Genomic DNA, 18248 nt, shown 5'->3' on the forward strand with positions numbered 1-18248 from the left:
TCTACTTGCTTAAAGTCCCTTTAACTTTATAAACGTAAGCCAACACTTCCGCTACGGCTTTAAATAACTCTTCTGGAATTTCTTCTCCAATTTCAACATTTGCATATAATGTTCTGGCTAACGGTTTGTTCTCCATGATGACCACCCGATGCTCCTTCGCCACTTCCCTCATTTTAAGTGCTATATAATCAGCACCTTTTGCCACTACAATAGGCACCTTCGTTTTCCCCGCCTCATAAGCAATCGCAACCGCAAAATGCGTTGGGTTGGTGACCACTACCTGGGCTTTTGGAATTTCCTGCATCATCCGTGCACTTGAGATTTGACGTTGTTTTTCCTTGATTTTATGTTTAATTAACGGGTCACCTTCGGATTTTTTATGTTCATCTTTTATATCTTGCTTGGACATTCTTAGTTTTTTGGCATGATCAAATCGTTGATAAAAAAGATCCGCTACCGCAACCACGAGATAGACCGCAGAAATCGTCATTCCCAGTTTTACCGTAAGGGAACCGAGAAACGAAGCTACCCTTAACGGTTCCATTTGCGGCATTTTCAGCAGCACCGATTTTTGCTGCCAAAGAAATGTCCCCGTTACCGTTACAATGACCCCTAGTTTTAAAATCGATTTAATCAGCTCTACCAAGGTTCGTGCCGAAAAAAGACGTTTTGCACCTTCAACCGGATTGATTTTTTTTAGGTCCATTTTGATGGCTTCAGCGGAAAATAGAAATCCAACCTGCGCTAACGCAGAGATAAATGCACCCAGCCAGGCGGCTAAGATAATAGGACCCGCTATCATCACGCTATCCTTTAATAAAGTAAAGAATAATAATGAAGTCGATTGTTGTGTTACATCCAACACTAGCCAATCTGTGAATCCTATCCGATACATATGTAAAAAGCGTTCGGCCAGCTGCCCTCCATAAAATGATAAGAAAGAGAAAGAACATAACAGGACAATGGCATTCGATAAATCGGTACTTTTGGCTACCTGTCCTTTTTTCCTTGATTCTTTCTTTTTTTGCGGAGTAGCCTTTTCAGTTTTTTCAGCAAATAGCTGCAAATCTAATGTAACGTACATCGTTTAAGCCCCTAGTATCTTCAACATTTGTTCGAAAGAGTCAATCATTGTCTGAACCAGCTTTTCCAAAACCAGTAAAAAGACTGGAATGAAAACAAACAATACTATAAAATGAACGGCCATTTTAATCGGAATTCCGACTACAAAAAGATTCATTTGCGGTACCGTCTTGGCTAATATTCCTAACGCAATATCCACTAAAAAAATCGTGGCAACAATAGGTGAAGCAATTAATATCGCAATCCAAAACATGTCCTTCACAATCAATAGTGATAAGTGGACAAGATTTTCCGAAACGCCTGAAGGGAGCCAGGAATCAACTGGAATCCACTCATAACTCGCCAGCACCCCTTTAATTAGGATATGGTGACCGTCTATGGACAAAAAAAATAAAATGGCTACGATGTAGAAGAATCTTCCTGTAAGATTTTCCTGGATTCCGGTTTGAGGATTAAACATGGTCGCCATTGCAAAACCGCTCTGCAAGTCAATAAAACTGCCAGCCAGCTGAACAGCATACAAAATAAGATTTGTAAGAAATCCTAAGCATAGACCTACAAGGACTTCTTTTAAAACAAGCAGAATATAAGTAGAATCCATCTCTATCATCTGTTCTTGCCCAATCAAGCCAACCACTAGCAAACTGGTAAAAAAAGCACTCCCCCACTTGAATGGTGCAGGAATATTCCGCTCCATCCATAACGGTGCGGTAACAAAAAAACAAGTCAAGCGAACAAACACTAACAAAAATAATGGCAAAAGGTTAAGGATACTCATTCCATTACCCTATGTAACGTGTAAGATTTGATAGGATATTCCGTGTGAAATCTACGAGATGAGTGAGCATCCAAGGACCAAAAAACAACAAACTGACAAAAACAGCAATGATTTTTGGGGCAAACGCTAGTGTCTGTTCCTGGATCTGCGTAATCGCTTGGAAAATACTAATAATTAATCCGACCGCCAAAGCAACTCCTAAAACAGGGGCCAAAACGAGGATCGTTAAATAGATTGAGCTTTGCGCAAGCCCCATAATGCTGTCTGGTGTCATAACGTTACTCCTTATATAAGGCTCTTTTCTTAAACTTTGTTACTTTTTGGAACAATATTTAATGATTGTGGTAAGTTTCCGCAAAAAACGCATAAATATAATAAGAAAAGAGCCTGCAAACTTAGTTCTAAAGCTCAAAATAGCTATTTCCACGTTAAAATCGGCTTAAAGATTTTAACAAAATCTTTATGAACACAGCCTTAATTAAAGCTTACGAACAATGATTGTACAACCAAGTGCCATCCGTCTACCAAAATAAAGAGCAGGATTTTAAAGGGCAGAGAAATGAGCGAGGGCGGTACCATCATCATTCCCATTGCCATTAGCACACTCGCTACAATCATGTCGATAATAATAAACGGGATAAAGATTAAAAATCCCATTTGGAAAGCTGTTTTGAGCTCACTAATGGCAAAGGCAGGAACCAATGCTGTTAGTGGAATATCTTCAATTGATTGGATATTCTTCGTGTTTCTGTATTCTAAAAAAAGCTTTAAATCACTTTCACGGGTTTGTTTAGCCATAAACTCCTTCATAGGAGAAACCGCTTCATCTATAGCATCTTCTTGACTGAGCTTGCCTTCTAGAAATGGTTGAAGAGCCTGATTGTTCACTTCTTGAAAAGTAGGTCCCATGACAAAGAAGGTTAATATAATACTTAGTCCCATGATTACTTGCGTCGGCGGCATTTGCTGCGTGCCGAGTGCGGTCCGGACAAACGATAGAACAATTGCAATCCTCGTAAACGAGGTCATTAAAAGTAGGATACTTGGCGCAACCGACAGAACTGTAAGTAGGAGGAGTAATTTAATCGATAAAGCTGTACCTTCTAAATCTTCCGAGCCTCCCATATCAAAATGAATCCCTGGAATGGAAGCTGTGCCTACTTCAGCAAAAACCGGTTCTTGTCCTAAAAATAAGAGCAAAGGTGTAAGAAGGAGTAGTTTTTTCATTCATTCTCCCCCTTTTTTTGTAGATCAGCGTCGGATTTCACATCTTTTAATTGCTTCGAGAGAAGTTCATCCCACTTTTCTTGTGATGTTTTCTTAAGCCCAGCTCCCCATTTTGATACAGTATCGATCGGTCTTTCCGCCATTGCTTCTAAAAGTCTTTTTTGTTCTTCCCCAGGCGGTATCGTTCGAATGAGATTCACATTCTCTGCCACACCCAAAATATACAATGTATCCCCAATCATCAGCATTTGCATCGACCGATTGTTTCCGAGAGAATGTCCGCCAAGAGCATGGAACGGACCCCCTCCAGGGTACCTCTTCGTTTTCTTCGAAAGATATTTAAGTACGATAAAAAGAAGGAATAAGATTAATAGGAAAGAACCAATAAATTTTAACGCATACGGAACGACTGATTCCTTAGAGGGTTCAGGATTTTGTTTTGTTACCTTCTGTTCTGTCTGAGATTTATTTTCATATTGGTCATACACGGTTCCCTCATTAGCCTTGACAACCGAAAGTGGTAAACAGGATATGAGCAGGCTAACCGTTAGTATTCCAATCCATTTCTTCCATATTTGCACGAGACTTTCCCTCTTACTTAATTTTTTTTTCTTTCTCCTGGTCGGAGATCACGTCAGTAATCCGGATAGCAAATTTGTCATCCATGACCACTACCTCACCAACAGCAATTGAATGTTTATTCACCAGCACATCCACGTATTCACCTGCTAGTTTATTTAAGCCAATAACCGAACCCTTTTGCAGCTGAAGAATTTCGCGAACCGTTTTCTTGGTTCTTCCCAGCTCAAAAGAGACTTGAAGGGACACATCCGTTAATGACTGTATTTGTTGTTTTCCTTGAGCAACCGGTGCATGGTCTGGAAGTGGTGAAAACTGCACCGACTGAACTGCTCCAAAGAAACCGGTCTTCTGTTCCTTCACGTTTGTCCACTCCTTTCAAAAGAGAGTTTTAGATTGATAGACGTTGATGAAAATGGCGAATCGTAGCTATTTCATCCATCAAATCCTGCTCCATTTTCTTCTGTTTTTGGACATATTTCTCAAATGATTTTTCACGCAAATGATTCCATGTTTTTTCATCTTTTTGCTTATCTAAGAGATCTAGCTTCTTATTATCCATTTCTTTATCAATCAGATTGATCTGTTCTTCTAACTGAGACATTTGCTGGTTTATATAGGTCATATACTCATTTCGTTGTTGGATATCCGCAATGGAGGCCGACCCTTTTCTTGTTTCCGCCTGTTGTAAAAATAGATTTCTTTTCAGTTCCAAGGACCGATGTTCTTCCATAATCGCTTCCTTTTTCCTCCCAATTTCCCCCAACTCTAGTAAAGCCTGCTCTTTTTCCTTTTCTTTAAGGTTTAAAATGTGAATATATGGAAAATGAAACGTCACAGTTGTCCCTCCTCCCCAAATTTAGTTAGCAATTGTTCAATGGTAGATTCTATCGACGGGGATTCGTTTGTCCCTTGCTTTACAAATTGGTCAATCCATTCCTTTACATCCACAGCCCGGTCAATATTCCGGTCCGTTCCTCTTTTGTAAGCTCCAATATGAATTAAATCCTCTGCATTTTGGTAGACACTTTGATGCTGTTTTAGGATCTCCGCTGCTTGTAAATGTTCTCGCGTCACAATCTCACTCATGACACGGCTTACACTTGATAAAACATCTATTGCCGGATAAACCCCTTTTCGAGCAAGGTTTCGATCTAAGACAATATGTCCATCTAAAATACCGCGAACACTATCGGCTATCGGTTCATTCATATCGTCACCATCTACCAAAACCGTATAAAACGCCGTAATACTTCCTTTGGCGTTGGTTCCTGCCCTTTCCAATAATCGCGGCAGCAAAGCAAACACGGAGGGAGTATAGCCTTTTGTTGCTGGAGGTTCACCAATCGCCAAACCGATTTCTCTTTGTGCCATGGCATAACGGGTGACAGAATCCAGCATTAAATTAACATTCATCCCTTGGTCACGGAAAAACTCGGCAATGGCAGTAGCAATCATCGCTCCCTTGATTCGGATCAGCGCCGGTTGATCTGAAGTAGCTGCGACAACAACCGATTTTTTCAACCCTTCTTCACCTAAGTCGCGCTCAATGAAATCCAATACTTCACGGCCACGTTCACCTATTAATCCGATGACATTGACATCTGCTTCTGTATTTCTGGCAATCATGCCAAGGAGGGTACTTTTCCCAACACCGCTTCCTGCAAAGACCCCTACTCTTTGTCCTTTTCCAACAGTTAATAGCCCGTCAATCGTCCGAACACCTACACTCAAGGGTTCTTTGATCCTCGGTCTAGTTAAGGGATTCGGCGGGAGATTATCCGTCCCAGCCTCCAGAAGTCCAGCTGGAAGTGAGCTCCCATCCATTGGGTTGCCAATCCCATCCAACACCTTACCTAAAAGGTCCATTCCAACCTTAACGGTTAACGGTTTTCCCGTTGATACAACATCGCATCCAGGGGCAATTGACTGGAGTTCTCCAAGTGGCATCAATAAAACTTTATGATTACGAAATCCTACCACTTCAGCTTTGATTGGATTCTGTTGCTGCGGTGAAAAAATGTGACAGATATCTCCCAGTTTCACATCAGGACCTTGAGATTCAATGGTTAACCCAATCACCTGTGTTACTTTTCCGTTCATTTTGATTGGATTAATCGTTTCTAGCATATCGAGATAGGATTTACTATTCCATTTACCCACGGGAATCCTCCTGTTGATGTGCAAGTAACACTTTTTTGATTTCACTTAGCTGGACATCAATTCTTGCATCCACACTGCCGGATGAAGTTCGAATAATACATCCTCCCTGCTGGATTGAATAATCAGGGAAAACCTTTATCTCTACCTGTCCGTTGTCGATAGCGAGTAATTGTTCTCTTTGCTTTTGAACAAAAGAGAAATCTTCGGGAGCGACACCAATTGAAATCGAGTCGGTCTCATACACGGACGAAAGTGTTTGTTTAATAATATGAAGTAAAGCGTCAGGTTGAGTTTTCAATTCTTGTTGGATCACCTTTTTGGCAATTTCCATCGTCAATTCAATCACAAATGGGTCAGCCTCTTGGATTATAGCTGCTTTTTCTTGATAGGCTTGTTCTAATATATCGGCTGCTTTTTGCAAATAAATTTGATGTTGTTCCTTTGCATACTGATTGCCGTCTTCGATCCCAAGCTGATAGCCTTCTTCATACCCCTGCCTTTTTTCTTCTTCCAACTGTAAACGAAAACTTTCCTCTTCCTTTGTCCGCCACTCGTTTAATTCTTGTTGTGCACGTTCCTTTTGCCGAGTTAACTCCGATTGTAGTTCTTCTTTCTGCAGGTCAACAAATGGCTGCGGCGGCATATCTTCCGACACTATTTGCTCTCTTGCTGGTACACCGACAACTTTTTGTTCAGTTTTTGCTACGACATTAAATGCTTTTACAAGCCTAGATGACACGATTCTCTTCCCCATTTCGAGAAATGATGATGACGCCGTCTTCTTCTAATTTTCGAATAACCGTTACGATCCGACCTTGGGCGTCTTCCACATCTTTCACACGAACTTGGTCATTTGAATTTAACAGTTCTTCAAGTCCCTCTTCACGACGTTTTGAAATGTTTCGGTAAACCGCATCTTTTACACCCTGTGTTGTCATTCTTAATGCTAGATACAGGTCGTGATTTTGGACATCCATGAGAATCCGCTGAATCGAGCGATTGTCAAGATAGGCAATATCATCAAACACAAACATCCTCTGTTTGATTTCATTGGCTAGTTCTGGATCCTCATTTTCCAACGTTTCCAAAATATTTTTTTCTGTCCCACGGTCTACGCTGCTTAAAATACTGACAATGGAGTCAATTCCTTTTTGTGACTCGTGTTTTTGCGAACTTGTCATTGTAAGCTTTTCTTGTAAAACCTGTTCTACTTGATGAATAATTTCCGGCGAGGCCGTATCCATCATCGCAATCCGCTTCGCAATTTCTATTTGCCTTTCTGGTGGAAAGATAGAAAGCGTCGCTGCTGCCTTTTCTGCATCTAAGTAAGATAGAACCAAGGCAACAGTTTGAGCATTTTCATATTGAAGTAAATGAAAAATTTGTGTTTGCTCGACCTGCTGAATAAATTGAAACGGTCTATTATTGGTCCGGTTGCCCATCCGTTTCAATAAGCCTGCAGCTTTATCCGGGCCAAACGTGCGTTTTAATAACTCCGTAGCCGTATCAATTCCTCCATACGAAACGATATTTGAGTCAACGGCCAGTTGATGAAATTCCCTTATGATCTTCTCTTTTTCATCAGAGGTCACCCTGCGCAATTCGGTAATTTCCTTTGTGATACTCTCTATTTCTTTTTCTTCTAAATGTTTCATAATCCCCGCAGAAACATCAGGTCCGACGGAAAGCAATAATATTGCTGCTTTTTGTGTGTTTGTGTACTGTTCCATCTGATCACTCCCTTAACCCTATTCCCTTGAAAGCCAATTTCGCAGCAGTCCTACAAATTCTTCCGGTTGTTGCATTGCCATTTGTTCCACTTGCTTTTTAATAGCAACACGTTCATCTTCCCTCAACTCAACAGGATTAACCGGGGCTTCTTGATAAATAGGAAATGGGTCTTCTTCTTCCTCTTTTGATTTTCTCCGGCGTACGAAAGTGAAAAGGACGATTACTAACAGCAATCCGCCTGCACCTATAAGGGCATATTTCCACCAAGCCCATGCTGGGAGGATACTGGATTCTTCCTCTATTTTCGGCATTTCTGCTTTCCCGTTAAATTCCTGAGAGAACACGGTAATTCGTGATTGTATATCTTGATCGGTTAACGCTGGATTTGAACTTAATGCCGTTCGAACGACATTTGAAAGAATTTGTTGAATACTATCCCTCGTATTCCGAGTTAAGGATGCAGGATCCTCTGGATTAGGTGGTTCCACACCTACATTAATGGTTAAATCCTCAATTTTATATGGACTTTGAACAATCTCATTGGTAATTCGATTCACTTCATAGTTCACACGTTTTTCTAATTCTTCAGATGTATTTTCTTGAGATGGGTTCGTACCTGCATATCCAGCTATATCCGTTTCACCCGTGCCAACCACACCTGCTGCCATATCTTTCCCACTATATTTTTTTGAAATCTCCTCGACACTGACGGCAATTCCTTCATTTTCAACTATTGGTTCTACTAAATCCTCACGTGTCTTCACTTGGTCAAAATTTAACCGTACAAAGGCTTGAACAAGAACCTTATTTTGACCCATAATCGTTCCAAGCATCTGTTGCAGGTCTTTTTGAATATCTGCTTCAATGTCTTTCTGAATCTTCCGTTGCTGGTCATAGTTATCTAATGCGCCAGACATTTGTTCCGGCAGATCCAATCCTTGCCCGCCCTGGTCTGTCATCACAATATTTTCTTTAGGCAGGTTTGGCACACTTTTTGAGATTAAATGATACAAAACCTGAATTTCCTTTGGTTGTAATTCATATCCCGGTTCCAGTTCAATAACTGCGGAGGCTGAGGCTTTCTCCTTCTCATCCGGTTGGACAAACAAGCTTTCCTGAGGAGTTGTAATCACAACAGCTGCATTTTTTACCCCTTCTACGTGTCGAAGCAAATCAGCCACTTCTCCTTGAAGCGCCTCTTTTTCCATCGCATCCAACTGACGATCCGTTGCCCCAAACTGCAAATCCTTTGTCATATCAAAAAAACTGATGGTACCTGTTTTGGGAAGACCTTTTGAAGCCAATGAAACGAGTAAATTATCAACATCTTCCTGTTGCACCAGAATCGTTGTCCCGTTACGATCCAGCTTATAATCGGTGTAGCCTTCCTGATCCAGTTCCGCTTTGATATCGCCAATTTCCTTTTGACTCATCTCCGTAGTGAATAGTGGGACATAAGTAGCTCTTGATAGAAAAAAGATAGAGAGAGACAAAACTACGATGATGGCGATAAAAATACCAATAAATAGAAACCTTCTTTTTTTACTGACCGAATTCCAAAAATCCTTGTATTTTTCTTTAAAGTCACGTATTTGTTGTTTCATGCTCACTCCACTATTTCATCTGTATATTTTACTAGATTTGCATTCTCATCATTTCTTGATAGGCTTCAACCGCTTTGTCCCTTACTTGTGTCGTTAGGGAAACGGCGATACTTGCTTTTTGTGCCGCAATGGTGACATCGTGTAAATTAATAGCTTCCCCTTTTGCCAATGATAGGGACTTCGATTCAAAGTCTTTCACTGCACCATTTGCGTCCTGGATATACTGATTTAACATCGCTCCAAAAGAGGGAGATGAATCCGTCGTACTTTGAGGCTTATTAATCGTTGGTAAACTATTCGTAAACGCCTGAATAGCAGATATGTTCATTATCTATTTCCCACCTTATCTTCCAATTTCAAGGGCTTTCACTAGCATTGATTTGCCTGCATTAAACGCAGTTACATTGGCTTCGTAGGAACGTGTAGCAGCCATTAAATCGACCATTTCCTTTGTTACATCTACATTCGGCATCATCACATAGCCTTGCTCATTACTGTCAGGATTCGAGGGATCATAGACTGCCTGAAAGGGGCTTTTATCTTCCACAATTTTATTTACTTGGACTCCGGAGAGTTCTCTCTGGAGAAGATTTGTAAAGGATGTGCTTTGGTTTGCGGTCACTTCTACCATTTTTCTGCGATATGGGACCCATTCTCCATTAACCAATTGCCCTCTAGTCGTGTTCGCATTCGCAAGATTAGAGGAAACGACATCTAACTTTAGCCGATTGGCGGTTAAGGCCGATCCGCTAATGGAAAGAGATTGAAATATCGACATTGCCTAATCACCTCGCCCTAATCGCTGTTTTTAGTAAATTAAACTCTTCATTCAAGCCATATGCTAACGATTGGTACCAAATGGTATTTTCACTTAACTTCGTCATTTCATAATCTAAATCCACACCATTACCGCTGTTTTGAAAAACCGCGTTTCCCTGTTCAAGCTTAGGAGAAGGAATTTGATCTGTTTCTCCGATCAGGACATGCTTTGCATTTGAGCGGTGACCAATAAACTGGCTCTTTACTTCTTTCTGCAGCATTTCTTCGAAGGATACCTTCGTAGATTTAAAATTAGGAGTATTAACATTGGCGATATTATTTGAAATGGATTTTTGACGTAAAGATGAGGCATCTAAAGCTCTCGACATAATCCCGATCATCTGATTCATTTTTTCACCCACTTTTATTAATCTTCTAAACTACAATGATTTCATCGCTTGTGCCCAAGTTGTTTTTAACTCCTGAAACATCGCTTCTATTTCCTTTAGAATCTCGATGTCTTTCGTGATATTCGCTTCGATCAGTCTCTGTTTCATATAATCATAGAGAGAAAAAAGAGAGTTGGATGCTTCCATCTCCATGTTTAATGTCACCATGAGTTCTGTAATAATTTCTTGTGTTTTCATAATCAAAGTATGTGCCTTCGCTGGATCCTTTTTCTCAATCGCCAACTTTGCCTGATTCAGAAACTTCACGCCGCCATTATAGAGCATGAGTGTCAGCTCTTCTGGTTTTGCCATCATGATTTGATTTCTTTGGTAGATTTCATTTGGATTTATCATTTTTCGACTCCTCTTTTACTTCTTACTGTCATAAAAAACTCCCTTTGAAACCGTGACCCGATCTTCATATTGACTTCTAAGATATTGTTCATTGTTTACGGAACGAACATGATTGGACAGTCGTTTCATCGTTTGTTGCATTTGGTTTTGAATTTCCTTTTCAAAAGCTGTAAGTTCCGTGAGCAGCATCTGAATGGTTTCATTCATGAGGACCAGTCCAGCTTCCGTATCCAATTTATTAATAGAAGCGATACAGACTTCCCTCTTTTCAATTAAAACGGGTACCTTTTCCTCTTCCCCTTGATGTAAAGCAGTCAATATCGCATGCGAAAGCGCATAATATTGCTTCAATTGTGTTTCTTTTTCCTTTAACATCTTTTCCTCACCCTAATGACTGTCATAAAAGAGATTGGCAAATTTCCTTTATTCTTACTCCGAAGTGTTCTTCAATCACCACCACTTCACCTTTTGCAATCAACTTGCCGTTCACATACACATCCACGGGTTCTCCGGCCATCCTGTCCAATTCGACAATCGACCCACTCGTTAATTCAAGAACTTCGCTTATTTTCTTTTTCGTTCTTCCCAACTCCACCACAATCTCTAAGGGAATATCCAATAGGAGGTCCAAATTCATTTTTTCATTTAGGTTTTGCCCAAAATCATCCGAATCTAATTCAGAAAACTGAAACGGTTCATTGACTGCACTCTGTTTGCTGTTTCCAAGAAGTGCTTCCATTTCATCTTGTGTGAGATTCCCCTTTTCACTCATTTTTGCCTTCTCCTTCTATCAAGTGCTCAATTTTAACGGCAACTCTCGACTTCTTCGTTCCCGGGTGTGCTAAAAACTTCATTTCTTCATTTACCCTTATTTGCAAGGGCTCATCCACCAATTGGTCCAGTTGAATGACATCATTTACACTTAAGCCCAGTATTTCTTCCATCGTAATCGTCGCTCGCCCTAACTCCGTAATAACAGGGACAATTAAATGCTCGATCCGATCTTGTAAATATTCACTTTCTTCCCTGTTTTTCACCCATTTTCCATGACCGTACCAATTATGGGAGGATAGCTTTGGAATATAAGGCTCTAACAATATATATGGAATACAAAGATGCATCGTTTCTTCCACTTTTCCAACTGTTAGTTGAAAAGTGATGACGATGACCGTCTCCGTCGGGATTCCCAATTGCAAAAATTGGGGATTTGTTTCCATGTTTACATACTTGAGCGGGAGCACCATAATATCACTCCAGGCCTTCTGCAGAATTTGAACGACTCCCTCCAATAGACGCTTAAATACGTTTGCTTCAATAGGAGTTAAGGCAGACCGTCCCCATCCCTCTGCCGTTCCTTTGCCTCCTAAAAGTCGATCAATCATCACAAAAGCCATTTCAGGATTTAATTCCATCGCCATTCGAATTCCTTGTTCACCTGATTCGAATACACTTAAAATTGTGGAGTCCGGCAGCTTGTTAATAAATTCTTCATACAGCATTTGTTCAACAGTAGTAACTTCCACTTGGACAAACGAGCGTAACTCAGATGAAATTAAGGAGGCAAGCTGATAAGCAAAGTTTTCATGGATTCTCGTCAGCACCCGTACCTGCTCCATCGATAACCGCAATGCTTTTTTAAAATCATATACTTTCAAATTGGTAGAGGTACCACCAACTTGGGAATTTGAAACACGATAGTCCATTCAATCACACCTCTTATTCCAAAATGAATGCTAAAAAAACCAACAAAAAAAGACGAGACTACTCCGAAGAAATAGTCTCGTCCATAAATAAATAAACTAATAGATTAGGACAATCTAAATTTCGGTAACTGGCTGGCATATTGTTTTCACAATTTAGCCCCTATAGCTTTGCGTCTCTGAGTTTCCTCAGATTTGCCTTTTTCGATTTTGTTAAATTTTAGTACAAAAAAAGCATAACATTACAATTATTAATTTTCAAATATATTTTGTAGAATACCCCCACAAAATGGAGAATTCAACCGAATATTTACGAAATTTTAACATTTTGTCTTTATATATTGAAAAATATGTAAAAAAAGAGAGAATATCGCGATTGATATTCTCCTTTTTTTATCTTTTTAGATTTACTAATTCTTCTAATATCGAGTCGGAAACAGTAATGATTTTTGCATTTGCTTGAAACCCTCTTTGGGCAGTAATCATCTCAGTTAGTTCTTCGGATAAATCGACATTGGACATCTCAAGTGCCCCTGAAATAATTTGTGCATTGCTTCCTTCAGTAAAGAGTGCTGCAATGTCACCCGCATCCGCATCTGCATTAGGTGTTAACGTATACAGCGACCCACCAGCTTTCAACAATCCCTTTGGATTGTCAACGGCTATGGTTCCAATTTTAAAACCGGAATCTTCACTGGTCCCATCTGGGTTTACACCAATAATACGGCCATTTGTATCAATGGAGAACGTAATGTATTTGTCAGGGACATTAATGGGTTCCCCATCTTGACCGACTACAAACATACCATTTTGATTGACTAAATTATTATTGCTGTCTAATGTGAAATTCCCAGCTCTTGTTAAAAACTGCTTCTGGGCAGCATCTTCAACCACAAAAAATCCGTCACCATCAAGATAGAGGTCTGTGCCGATATTAGTTGTTGTTGGACTTCCCGGTGTATGCAGCGTATCAATGCTTCCAATTCTTGTTCCTAAGCCTACCTGAATCGGATTCGTCCCACCCGATAATGGAAGTGGATTCGGACCTGGTGTTTGTGTTGGACCTGTTGCTCCTTTAACTGTCTGACTAAAAATATCTTCAAATACAACCCGGCCTTTTTTAAAACCTACTGTATTAACGTTTGCGATATTGTTCCCAATGACATCTAATTTTGTTTGAAAACCTTTTAATCCGGATACCCCTGAATTTAATGAACGAAGCATGTGTTTGTTCCTCCTCTTATTGATTCATTTCCATTGAATGGATAGAACTTGATAAAATTTCTTGGTCACCGATTTTATAGTAAACTTGATTATTCTTGTAATTAATCCCTGTAACCGTTCCGCTCTCTTCCCCATTGGTTTCTGGATTTTTCCAGGATACCTTATTCCCAAGAACATATGAATATTGACTTAAATTATTGCTTGATTCCAAGTAGGACGTCAGCGAGTGATTCAAGTTTGAAAGCTGTTCTAATACGCTTAACTGTGCCATTTGCGCAACGAATTCCCCGTCTTTTTGCGGTTGTGTTGGGTCTTGTTGCTGAAGCTGTGTAACCAATATTTTTAAAAATGCTTCTTTTCCAAGCTCCTGCTTTGGCTGGGTGCTCGTTGTTTTTGCTGAGTAGGAATGAATCGTATTGATGGATGTCATCGTTTCTTCTCTCCTTACACGGTTGTATTGATTTGTGAAACCCATCCAGTATCCGTTATGTAATCGCGGTACTCATCTTGTGTTTGCAGGTGTACTGGTTCACTGCGCTTTCGTGAATCCTGCTGACCCTGCCTTGCTTGGGAATCACCCTTTTGCGAGAAAGTCCCCATAAAGTTCGTGTTAGTGATTTGCTGTGATATATCTAATTTTCCAACTTGCAGACCCTGTGTTTCTAAAGCAGAGCGTAATGCCTGAACATGGGTTTCAAGCAACTCCTTCCCCATAGGGGTACTGGTGAGGAACTCGGCTGCAACTTGTCCATCCTGTATCGTTACTTTTACATCGATTTTACCTAAATGCTTTGGCATCAGGGTAAATGTAGCCTCTAGTCCATCTTCTAATCCTGTTACATTTATCGATGTTTGTAAAAACTTTGTTATTTCTTGATCAAATTGGTCGGCATGTATGGTTTGAGTAGTAGGTATTACCTTCTCACTTGAAATAATCGGCTGATTCGTCGGAGCAGAATGGGCCATGGTGAAAGATTCTGCTAGTGAATTTTTAACAGGCTGATTCAAGTCAGGCAATTCTTTTTGTTTGAATTCCTCACTAGTTATCACCTTTTGCGTCACGATATCCGTTTCATTAACCATCTCACCTGCAACTGGTTCAAGAATCAATGTTGCCTCTACCGGTGGCATTTTTCCTGCTTGTCTGTCAACCGTCACCAGGTTTTTTACCGTCGATTGGAACAATGGATTATCTGCTGTTTGTTTCACCATCATCTCTATGTTGGGCTCAACTTTTGTCTGCTCAACCTGTGTCTGCTGAACCTGTGTCTGCACCAATAGGGACAATTTTTCTATTCCTTCAGGTTCGAGAACAGAACCGGGTATTACATTTTGCACGAGAATGGAGGGTTGGACAAATGGGTTCATGATTCCAAAAGGCTCCGTCTCTTGTTCCTCTTGTACCTCTTGCTGCCCTTGGACTTGGCCCATAAGCTGTAGCAACGCCTCAAAACCAGCTGCCTGTTCTCCATCTTTCACTATCATTTTGCCTGATTGATTCATGCTATTAATTTGTATTCCTGATAGCTGGATCACGTTCTGCCACCTACTCTTTCCTTTATATAAAAGGTACCCATTAAGCGAAATTACTCCCTGTTGTTAAGGTATCAAAGTAGCGCTGAACACCTGTTACCCAGTGATTATTAAGTTGAGTTGGGTCATTAGCCGCTCCGATTGGTGCATACTTGGCACCGATTTGAGCGATCGTTAATTTCCCTTTATCTAAATAGTTTTGACGGAGGTTACGGGCCATATCAAAAATGCTTTCTTCAATGGATGAATAAGATCTTAAACCGTTTTTCCCCATCATCCCTGCCACATTCAATTTAAAACGAGCCGCGTTAGACATTCCGTTACCTGTTTCATGGATAGAGATGGCCGCCAGAAGAGCGGGGGCAATGTTATACTTTTTACCCGCTTCTTCAAAAAGGCGGCCTGTATTCTGCAAAACCCCTTTTAGATGGGCATCAAGATTGTCGCTGCCCATCGTTTTTGAAGTAAGGGTTGCACTTTGTGAAACCCCAGCTCCAGTCTGAGGGACAACCGAGTTCAAACTAGTCAAAAGCAGGGATGAAATATCTAGATTACCGCTAGACTTCTGATTCAATTCAGTTTGCAACAATACTTGTTCTAGCAATTGCTCAAAGGAACTGCTAGTTAGACTTGAAAGATTCGAAAGTTTACCATCCCCGAGGCGCGAAGTATCCATAATGGTTTTTTGAAGCAGCCAATTACTAGATAATCCTCCAATATTCATAGCCTACATACCTCCGCCCATTTGCTGAGATAGCCAAGAGCTTTGTGAACTAAGACGTGACATCGCTTGCTCCATTGCCGCAAATTGGCGATAATATTGTTCTTCTTTCCGTTGCAACTTCACGGTTTGGCGGGAAATATCTGTTTGTGTATTTGACAATAACTTCCCTATAATACTTTGATCATACTGGTTATTCCCGGTATAACCCGCTTTATTGGTCAATTCTTTAATTCCGTCCTGTAAAGTCTCAGAAATCCGATTAATAATCCCACTTGTTCCTTTACTAGGATCTCCAAGTTGTGAAAACAGTTTTTCAACTGCGTCAGGGTCAGCTTGAATGGCCTCTCTTAATTTTGTTTCATCTACATATAGTTTACCTTTGTCCTGATAGCTTCTAGATGATATCCCGATGGACGAAAGGGAATGGTAGGAACTGCCATTATCGACAATAGAAGTCATCGCACTGCGCATTTTCGTAACTACCCCAGAGAGGATACTGTCACTGCGAACAAGGCCGCTTTTCGCTTTCTCTTCCCATATTTCAATTTGTTTCTCAGACATCTCACTTTTCTGTTCTTCCAAAAGTGGTTGGAAGTCCCTATAAACAGGATCACTTACCACCTTGTTAATTTTCTCTAGCAGACCATTATATTGATCCACAAAATCTTTAATATTTTTAACGACTCCATCCGTGTTTTGGGAAACCGTTACCGTGGTTGCACCAATGGTTGGACTTTTAAAGGAAAAATTTATTCCCATGATGGTCGCTTGATTTGATGTTAAGGTTGTTATTTCATTTCCATTAAAAATGACATTGGCATTTTGTCCTGTAGCGACTAAATTTGTTGTATCTAGGCCCAATGTATTTTTTAAAAATGCCTGACTTTCAGGACTTGTATTCATACTTAGGTCAATTTTGCTACTGACCCCAGTTTCCTTTGTTTTTAATATAAATTGCTGTAGCGTTGGATCATAAAAGGCTTGCAGCCCTAAGCTTTTCCCCGTACTATCCTTGGCACTGTTTATTTTTGTGACGACATCCTTGATTGTATCGGTTGTTTTAATATCAAGCGTTACCGTTTCATTGTTTACTTTCATTACAATCGAAGTATCCGCTGTTAATTGACCTGCACCTTGAACAGAATTTCCAAGCGACTTCGTTGGGTCCAGACCTACTTTATCCCCAGCAAAAGTGGCTGAACTTGCCAATTGTTTTACTTCCACAGAATAAGTACCTGCTAAGGAAGTTCCTGAAGCTGTGGCTGAAACGGAATTCTCTTGGCTTGAAGTAACATCAAACGTATTATACGTTTTTGATAGACTCATATTTAAAACTGTATTCGACCGAAACGCTAACAAATCCGCATTCCACTGTCGGTATGTATCACTTAACCATGTTTGCTTTTGTTGGTTTTGTTTCAGTTTATTAAGCGAGATACTCTCCGCATTCATCAGCTTTTTAACAATAGAGTCTGTATCCATTCCTGAAGCAAACCCTGTTAACCTAGTAATAGAGGAATAATTCACAGCTAATCACCTCACATAATTTTAATCTCTGTAATAGTATCGGCAGGTTATTTTTAAAAATAGAGGGTGAATTTTTAATTTAAGGAGATTTTTACTGATTTATTTGCAATTTTTATTAAAATAAAATGGCCCTAGGGATTCCTAGGGCCATCATGTTATTTTACTTCTACCGTTTTCTGGGCAACAACTAAATAACCATTGTCTAAATAACCACGTAATTCAAGGGTTACCTCGCCTTTTTTCCAATCAAAATCTTCTCGTTCGAATTTGAAATGTCCTTTTTCCGCTTGCTTTTGCAATCCATTATTCTTTGGATTAGCTGCTACGCCATTTAACGTGAAGCTTGAAACATCAAAGCTTAAAGCTTCAAGACCTTCTGGTAAAATTGCTTTCACCGTGAAGACTCCCTTGTTCCCCTTAATCACTTTCGGTAAAACTTCAAGTGTTACGGGAATATAGACTAGGAATTCTTTTTCTACTTGAGTTGTCCAGCCAGCTGCATCCGTTACCGTAACAACAAGCTTGTATGCACCTGGTTCACTAAGCTTAACTTGGTCGCCTTTTTGATAAGATTTACCGTTTACTGTAACCTCTTCAATTGCTATCCCTGAAAGGTTATCTGCAGCAAGATAATCCAATGTAAAAGTTGAACCAAGCTCCTGTTGCCCAGCGATTTCAAAAGAAACCGTTGGTGCCGTTTTATCTATCTTTACTTGAGTTATTTTCACTTCTTCTACATTACCTGCGTTATCCACGCTGTAGAAAGATACCTCATTTACGCCTTCTTGTGTAACGGTAAATGCTGTTCCTTCT

22 protein-coding genes, 2 pseudogenes and 1 riboswitch are annotated in these 18248 nt (G+C 40.2%); all 24 genes and pseudogenes read right to left on the minus strand.

What is annotated here, in order from left to right; all coding sequences use genetic code 11:
* Window position 1 precedes the first annotated feature (1 nt).
* Window positions 2-1084: a flagellar biosynthesis protein FlhB gene (gene flhB, locus V7124_RS08135; RefSeq protein WP_335487875.1), complete on the minus strand. Its 1083-nt coding sequence runs from the start codon at window positions 1082-1084 to the stop codon at window positions 2-4.
* A 3-nt stretch (window positions 1085-1087) separates the two neighbouring features.
* A complete protein-coding gene (gene fliR, locus V7124_RS08140) occupies window positions 1088-1861 on the minus strand; it encodes a flagellar biosynthetic protein FliR (RefSeq protein WP_335487878.1) in 774 nt (257 codons plus the stop codon).
* 4 nt (window positions 1862-1865) lie between these two features.
* Window positions 1866-2135, minus strand: a complete 270-nt coding sequence (fliQ, locus tag V7124_RS08145; RefSeq protein ID WP_335412172.1) for a flagellar biosynthesis protein FliQ — start codon at window positions 2133-2135, stop codon at window positions 1866-1868.
* A 200-nt stretch (window positions 2136-2335) separates the two neighbouring features.
* The gene (gene fliP, locus V7124_RS08150; protein WP_335487881.1) at window positions 2336-3088 is read right to left on the minus strand and encodes a flagellar type III secretion system pore protein FliP; all 753 of its coding nucleotides are present in this window, start codon (window positions 3086-3088) and stop codon (window positions 2336-2338) included.
* Window positions 3085-3669, minus strand: a complete 585-nt coding sequence (locus tag V7124_RS08155) for a flagellar biosynthetic protein FliO (RefSeq protein WP_335487884.1) — start codon at window positions 3667-3669, stop codon at window positions 3085-3087. The genes fliP and V7124_RS08155 overlap by 4 nt, the downstream gene beginning before the upstream one ends.
* A 13-nt stretch (window positions 3670-3682) precedes the next feature.
* Window positions 3683-4030, minus strand: a complete 348-nt coding sequence (fliN, locus tag V7124_RS08160) for a flagellar motor switch protein FliN (RefSeq protein ID WP_090762196.1) — start codon at window positions 4028-4030, stop codon at window positions 3683-3685.
* A 28-nt stretch (window positions 4031-4058) separates the two neighbouring features.
* Complete coding sequence (gene fliJ / locus V7124_RS08165; protein ID WP_335487887.1) at window positions 4059-4505, minus strand: flagellar export protein FliJ; 447 nt, start codon at window positions 4503-4505, stop codon at window positions 4059-4061.
* Window positions 4502-5797, minus strand: a complete 1296-nt coding sequence (gene fliI / locus V7124_RS08170; RefSeq protein WP_335487925.1) for a flagellar protein export ATPase FliI — start codon at window positions 5795-5797, stop codon at window positions 4502-4504. The genes fliJ and fliI overlap by 4 nt, the downstream gene beginning before the upstream one ends.
* 25 nt (window positions 5798-5822) lie before the next feature.
* Complete coding sequence (locus V7124_RS08175) at window positions 5823-6569, minus strand: FliH/SctL family protein (protein WP_335412186.1); 747 nt, start codon at window positions 6567-6569, stop codon at window positions 5823-5825.
* Window positions 6559-7560 (minus strand): flagellar motor switch protein FliG, encoded by a 1002-nt coding sequence (fliG, locus tag V7124_RS08180; protein WP_335412190.1) that lies wholly within the window; start codon window positions 7558-7560, stop codon window positions 6559-6561. Before fliG ends, V7124_RS08175 begins: the two co-directional genes overlap by 11 nt.
* 18 nt (window positions 7561-7578) lie before the next feature.
* Entirely contained in the window at window positions 7579-9165 is a 1587-nt protein-coding gene (fliF, locus tag V7124_RS08185; RefSeq protein ID WP_335487891.1) for a flagellar basal-body MS-ring/collar protein FliF, read from the minus strand.
* A gap of 31 nt (window positions 9166-9196) precedes the next feature.
* A complete protein-coding gene (fliE, locus tag V7124_RS08190) occupies window positions 9197-9493 on the minus strand; it encodes a flagellar hook-basal body complex protein FliE (RefSeq protein ID WP_335487894.1) in 297 nt (98 codons plus the stop codon).
* Between the two features lie 15 nt (window positions 9494-9508).
* Window positions 9509-9943, minus strand: a complete 435-nt coding sequence (flgC, locus tag V7124_RS08195) for a flagellar basal body rod protein FlgC (RefSeq protein WP_335412198.1) — start codon at window positions 9941-9943, stop codon at window positions 9509-9511.
* Window positions 9944-9950: 7 nt separating this feature from the next.
* Entirely contained in the window at window positions 9951-10334 is a 384-nt protein-coding gene (gene flgB, locus V7124_RS08200) for a flagellar basal body rod protein FlgB (RefSeq protein WP_335487897.1), read from the minus strand.
* Window positions 10335-10364: 30 nt separating this feature from the next.
* Window positions 10365-10727 (minus strand): flagellar export chaperone FliS, encoded by a 363-nt coding sequence (gene fliS, locus V7124_RS08205; protein WP_335412203.1) that lies wholly within the window; start codon window positions 10725-10727, stop codon window positions 10365-10367.
* A gap of 15 nt (window positions 10728-10742) precedes the next feature.
* Window positions 10743-11102 (minus strand): hypothetical protein, encoded by a 360-nt coding sequence (locus V7124_RS08210; protein ID WP_335412206.1) that lies wholly within the window; start codon window positions 11100-11102, stop codon window positions 10743-10745.
* 22 nt (window positions 11103-11124) lie between these two features.
* Window positions 11125-11424: pseudogene (gene fliN / locus V7124_RS08215) on the minus strand (flagellar motor switch protein FliN); the annotation flags it as partial.
* 67 nt (window positions 11425-11491) lie between these two features.
* A complete protein-coding gene (fliM, locus tag V7124_RS08220; RefSeq protein WP_335487901.1) occupies window positions 11492-12430 on the minus strand; it encodes a flagellar motor switch protein FliM in 939 nt (312 codons plus the stop codon).
* Between the two features lie 120 nt (window positions 12431-12550).
* Window positions 12551-12637: riboswitch (cyclic di-GMP riboswitch) on the minus strand.
* Between the two features lie 183 nt (window positions 12638-12820).
* Window positions 12821-13651 (minus strand): flagellar hook-basal body complex protein, encoded by an 831-nt coding sequence (locus V7124_RS08225; RefSeq protein ID WP_335412211.1) that lies wholly within the window; start codon window positions 13649-13651, stop codon window positions 12821-12823.
* A gap of 16 nt (window positions 13652-13667) precedes the next feature.
* Complete coding sequence (locus V7124_RS08230) at window positions 13668-14081, minus strand: flagellar hook capping FlgD N-terminal domain-containing protein (protein WP_335487904.1); 414 nt, start codon at window positions 14079-14081, stop codon at window positions 13668-13670.
* 14 nt (window positions 14082-14095) lie between these two features.
* Window positions 14096-15187, minus strand: coding sequence for a flagellar hook-length control protein FliK (locus tag V7124_RS08235; protein WP_335487907.1), 1092 nt, complete (start codon window positions 15185-15187; stop codon window positions 14096-14098).
* Window positions 15188-15227: 40 nt separating this feature from the next.
* Complete coding sequence (locus V7124_RS08240; RefSeq protein ID WP_335487910.1) at window positions 15228-15908, minus strand: glucosaminidase domain-containing protein; 681 nt, start codon at window positions 15906-15908, stop codon at window positions 15228-15230.
* Window positions 15909-15911: 3 nt separating this feature from the next.
* A complete protein-coding gene (gene fliD, locus V7124_RS08245; RefSeq protein WP_335487913.1) occupies window positions 15912-17435 on the minus strand; it encodes a flagellar filament capping protein FliD in 1524 nt (507 codons plus the stop codon).
* Window positions 17436-17590: 155 nt separating this feature from the next.
* Window positions 17591-18248 (minus strand): annotated as a pseudogene (locus V7124_RS08250) (OmpL47-type beta-barrel domain-containing protein); the annotation flags it as partial.

It is taken from the genome of Neobacillus niacini, assembly GCF_036961885.1.
Classification (GTDB): domain Bacteria; phylum Bacillota; class Bacilli; order Bacillales; family Cytobacillaceae; genus Neobacillus; species Neobacillus niacini_H.

Bases quoted from the DNA above. Each gene is read 5' to 3' on its own strand.
- fliG (WP_335412190.1), bottom strand. From the start codon at position 7,560: ATGGAACAGTACACAAACACACAAAAAGCAGCAATATTATTGCTTTCC.
- fliE (WP_335487894.1), bottom strand. From the start codon at position 9,493: ATGAACATATCTGCTATTCAGGCGTTTACGAATAGTTTACCAACGATT.
- fliQ (WP_335412172.1), bottom strand. From the start codon at position 2,135: ATGACACCAGACAGCATTATGGGGCTTGCGCAAAGCTCAATCTATTTA.
- flgB (WP_335487897.1), bottom strand. From the start codon at position 10,334: ATGAATCAGATGATCGGGATTATGTCGAGAGCTTTAGATGCCTCATCT.
- fliI (WP_335487925.1), bottom strand. From the start codon at position 5,797: ATGCTAGAAACGATTAATCCAATCAAAATGAACGGAAAAGTAACACAG.
- fliS (WP_335412203.1), bottom strand. From the start codon at position 10,727: ATGATAAATCCAAATGAAATCTACCAAAGAAATCAAATCATGATGGCA.
- fliP (WP_335487881.1), bottom strand. From the start codon at position 3,088: ATGAAAAAACTACTCCTTCTTACACCTTTGCTCTTATTTTTAGGACAA.
- V7124_RS08210 (WP_335412206.1), bottom strand. From the start codon at position 11,102: ATGTTAAAGGAAAAAGAAACACAATTGAAGCAATATTATGCGCTTTCG.
- fliF (WP_335487891.1), bottom strand. From the start codon at position 9,165: ATGAAACAACAAATACGTGACTTTAAAGAAAAATACAAGGATTTTTGG.
- V7124_RS08225 (WP_335412211.1), bottom strand. From the start codon at position 13,651: ATGCTTCGTTCATTAAATTCAGGGGTATCCGGATTAAAAGGTTTTCAA.
- V7124_RS08240 (WP_335487910.1), bottom strand. From the start codon at position 15,908: ATGAATATTGGAGGATTATCTAGTAATTGGCTGCTTCAAAAAACCATT.
- fliR (WP_335487878.1), bottom strand. From the start codon at position 1,861: ATGAGTATCCTTAACCTTTTGCCATTATTTTTGTTAGTGTTTGTTCGC.
- flgC (WP_335412198.1), bottom strand. From the start codon at position 9,943: ATGTCGATATTTCAATCTCTTTCCATTAGCGGATCGGCCTTAACCGCC.
- fliM (WP_335487901.1), bottom strand. From the start codon at position 12,430: ATGGACTATCGTGTTTCAAATTCCCAAGTTGGTGGTACCTCTACCAAT.
- V7124_RS08230 (WP_335487904.1), bottom strand. From the start codon at position 14,081: ATGACATCCATCAATACGATTCATTCCTACTCAGCAAAAACAACGAGC.
- flhB (WP_335487875.1), bottom strand. From the start codon at position 1,084: ATGTACGTTACATTAGATTTGCAGCTATTTGCTGAAAAAACTGAAAAG.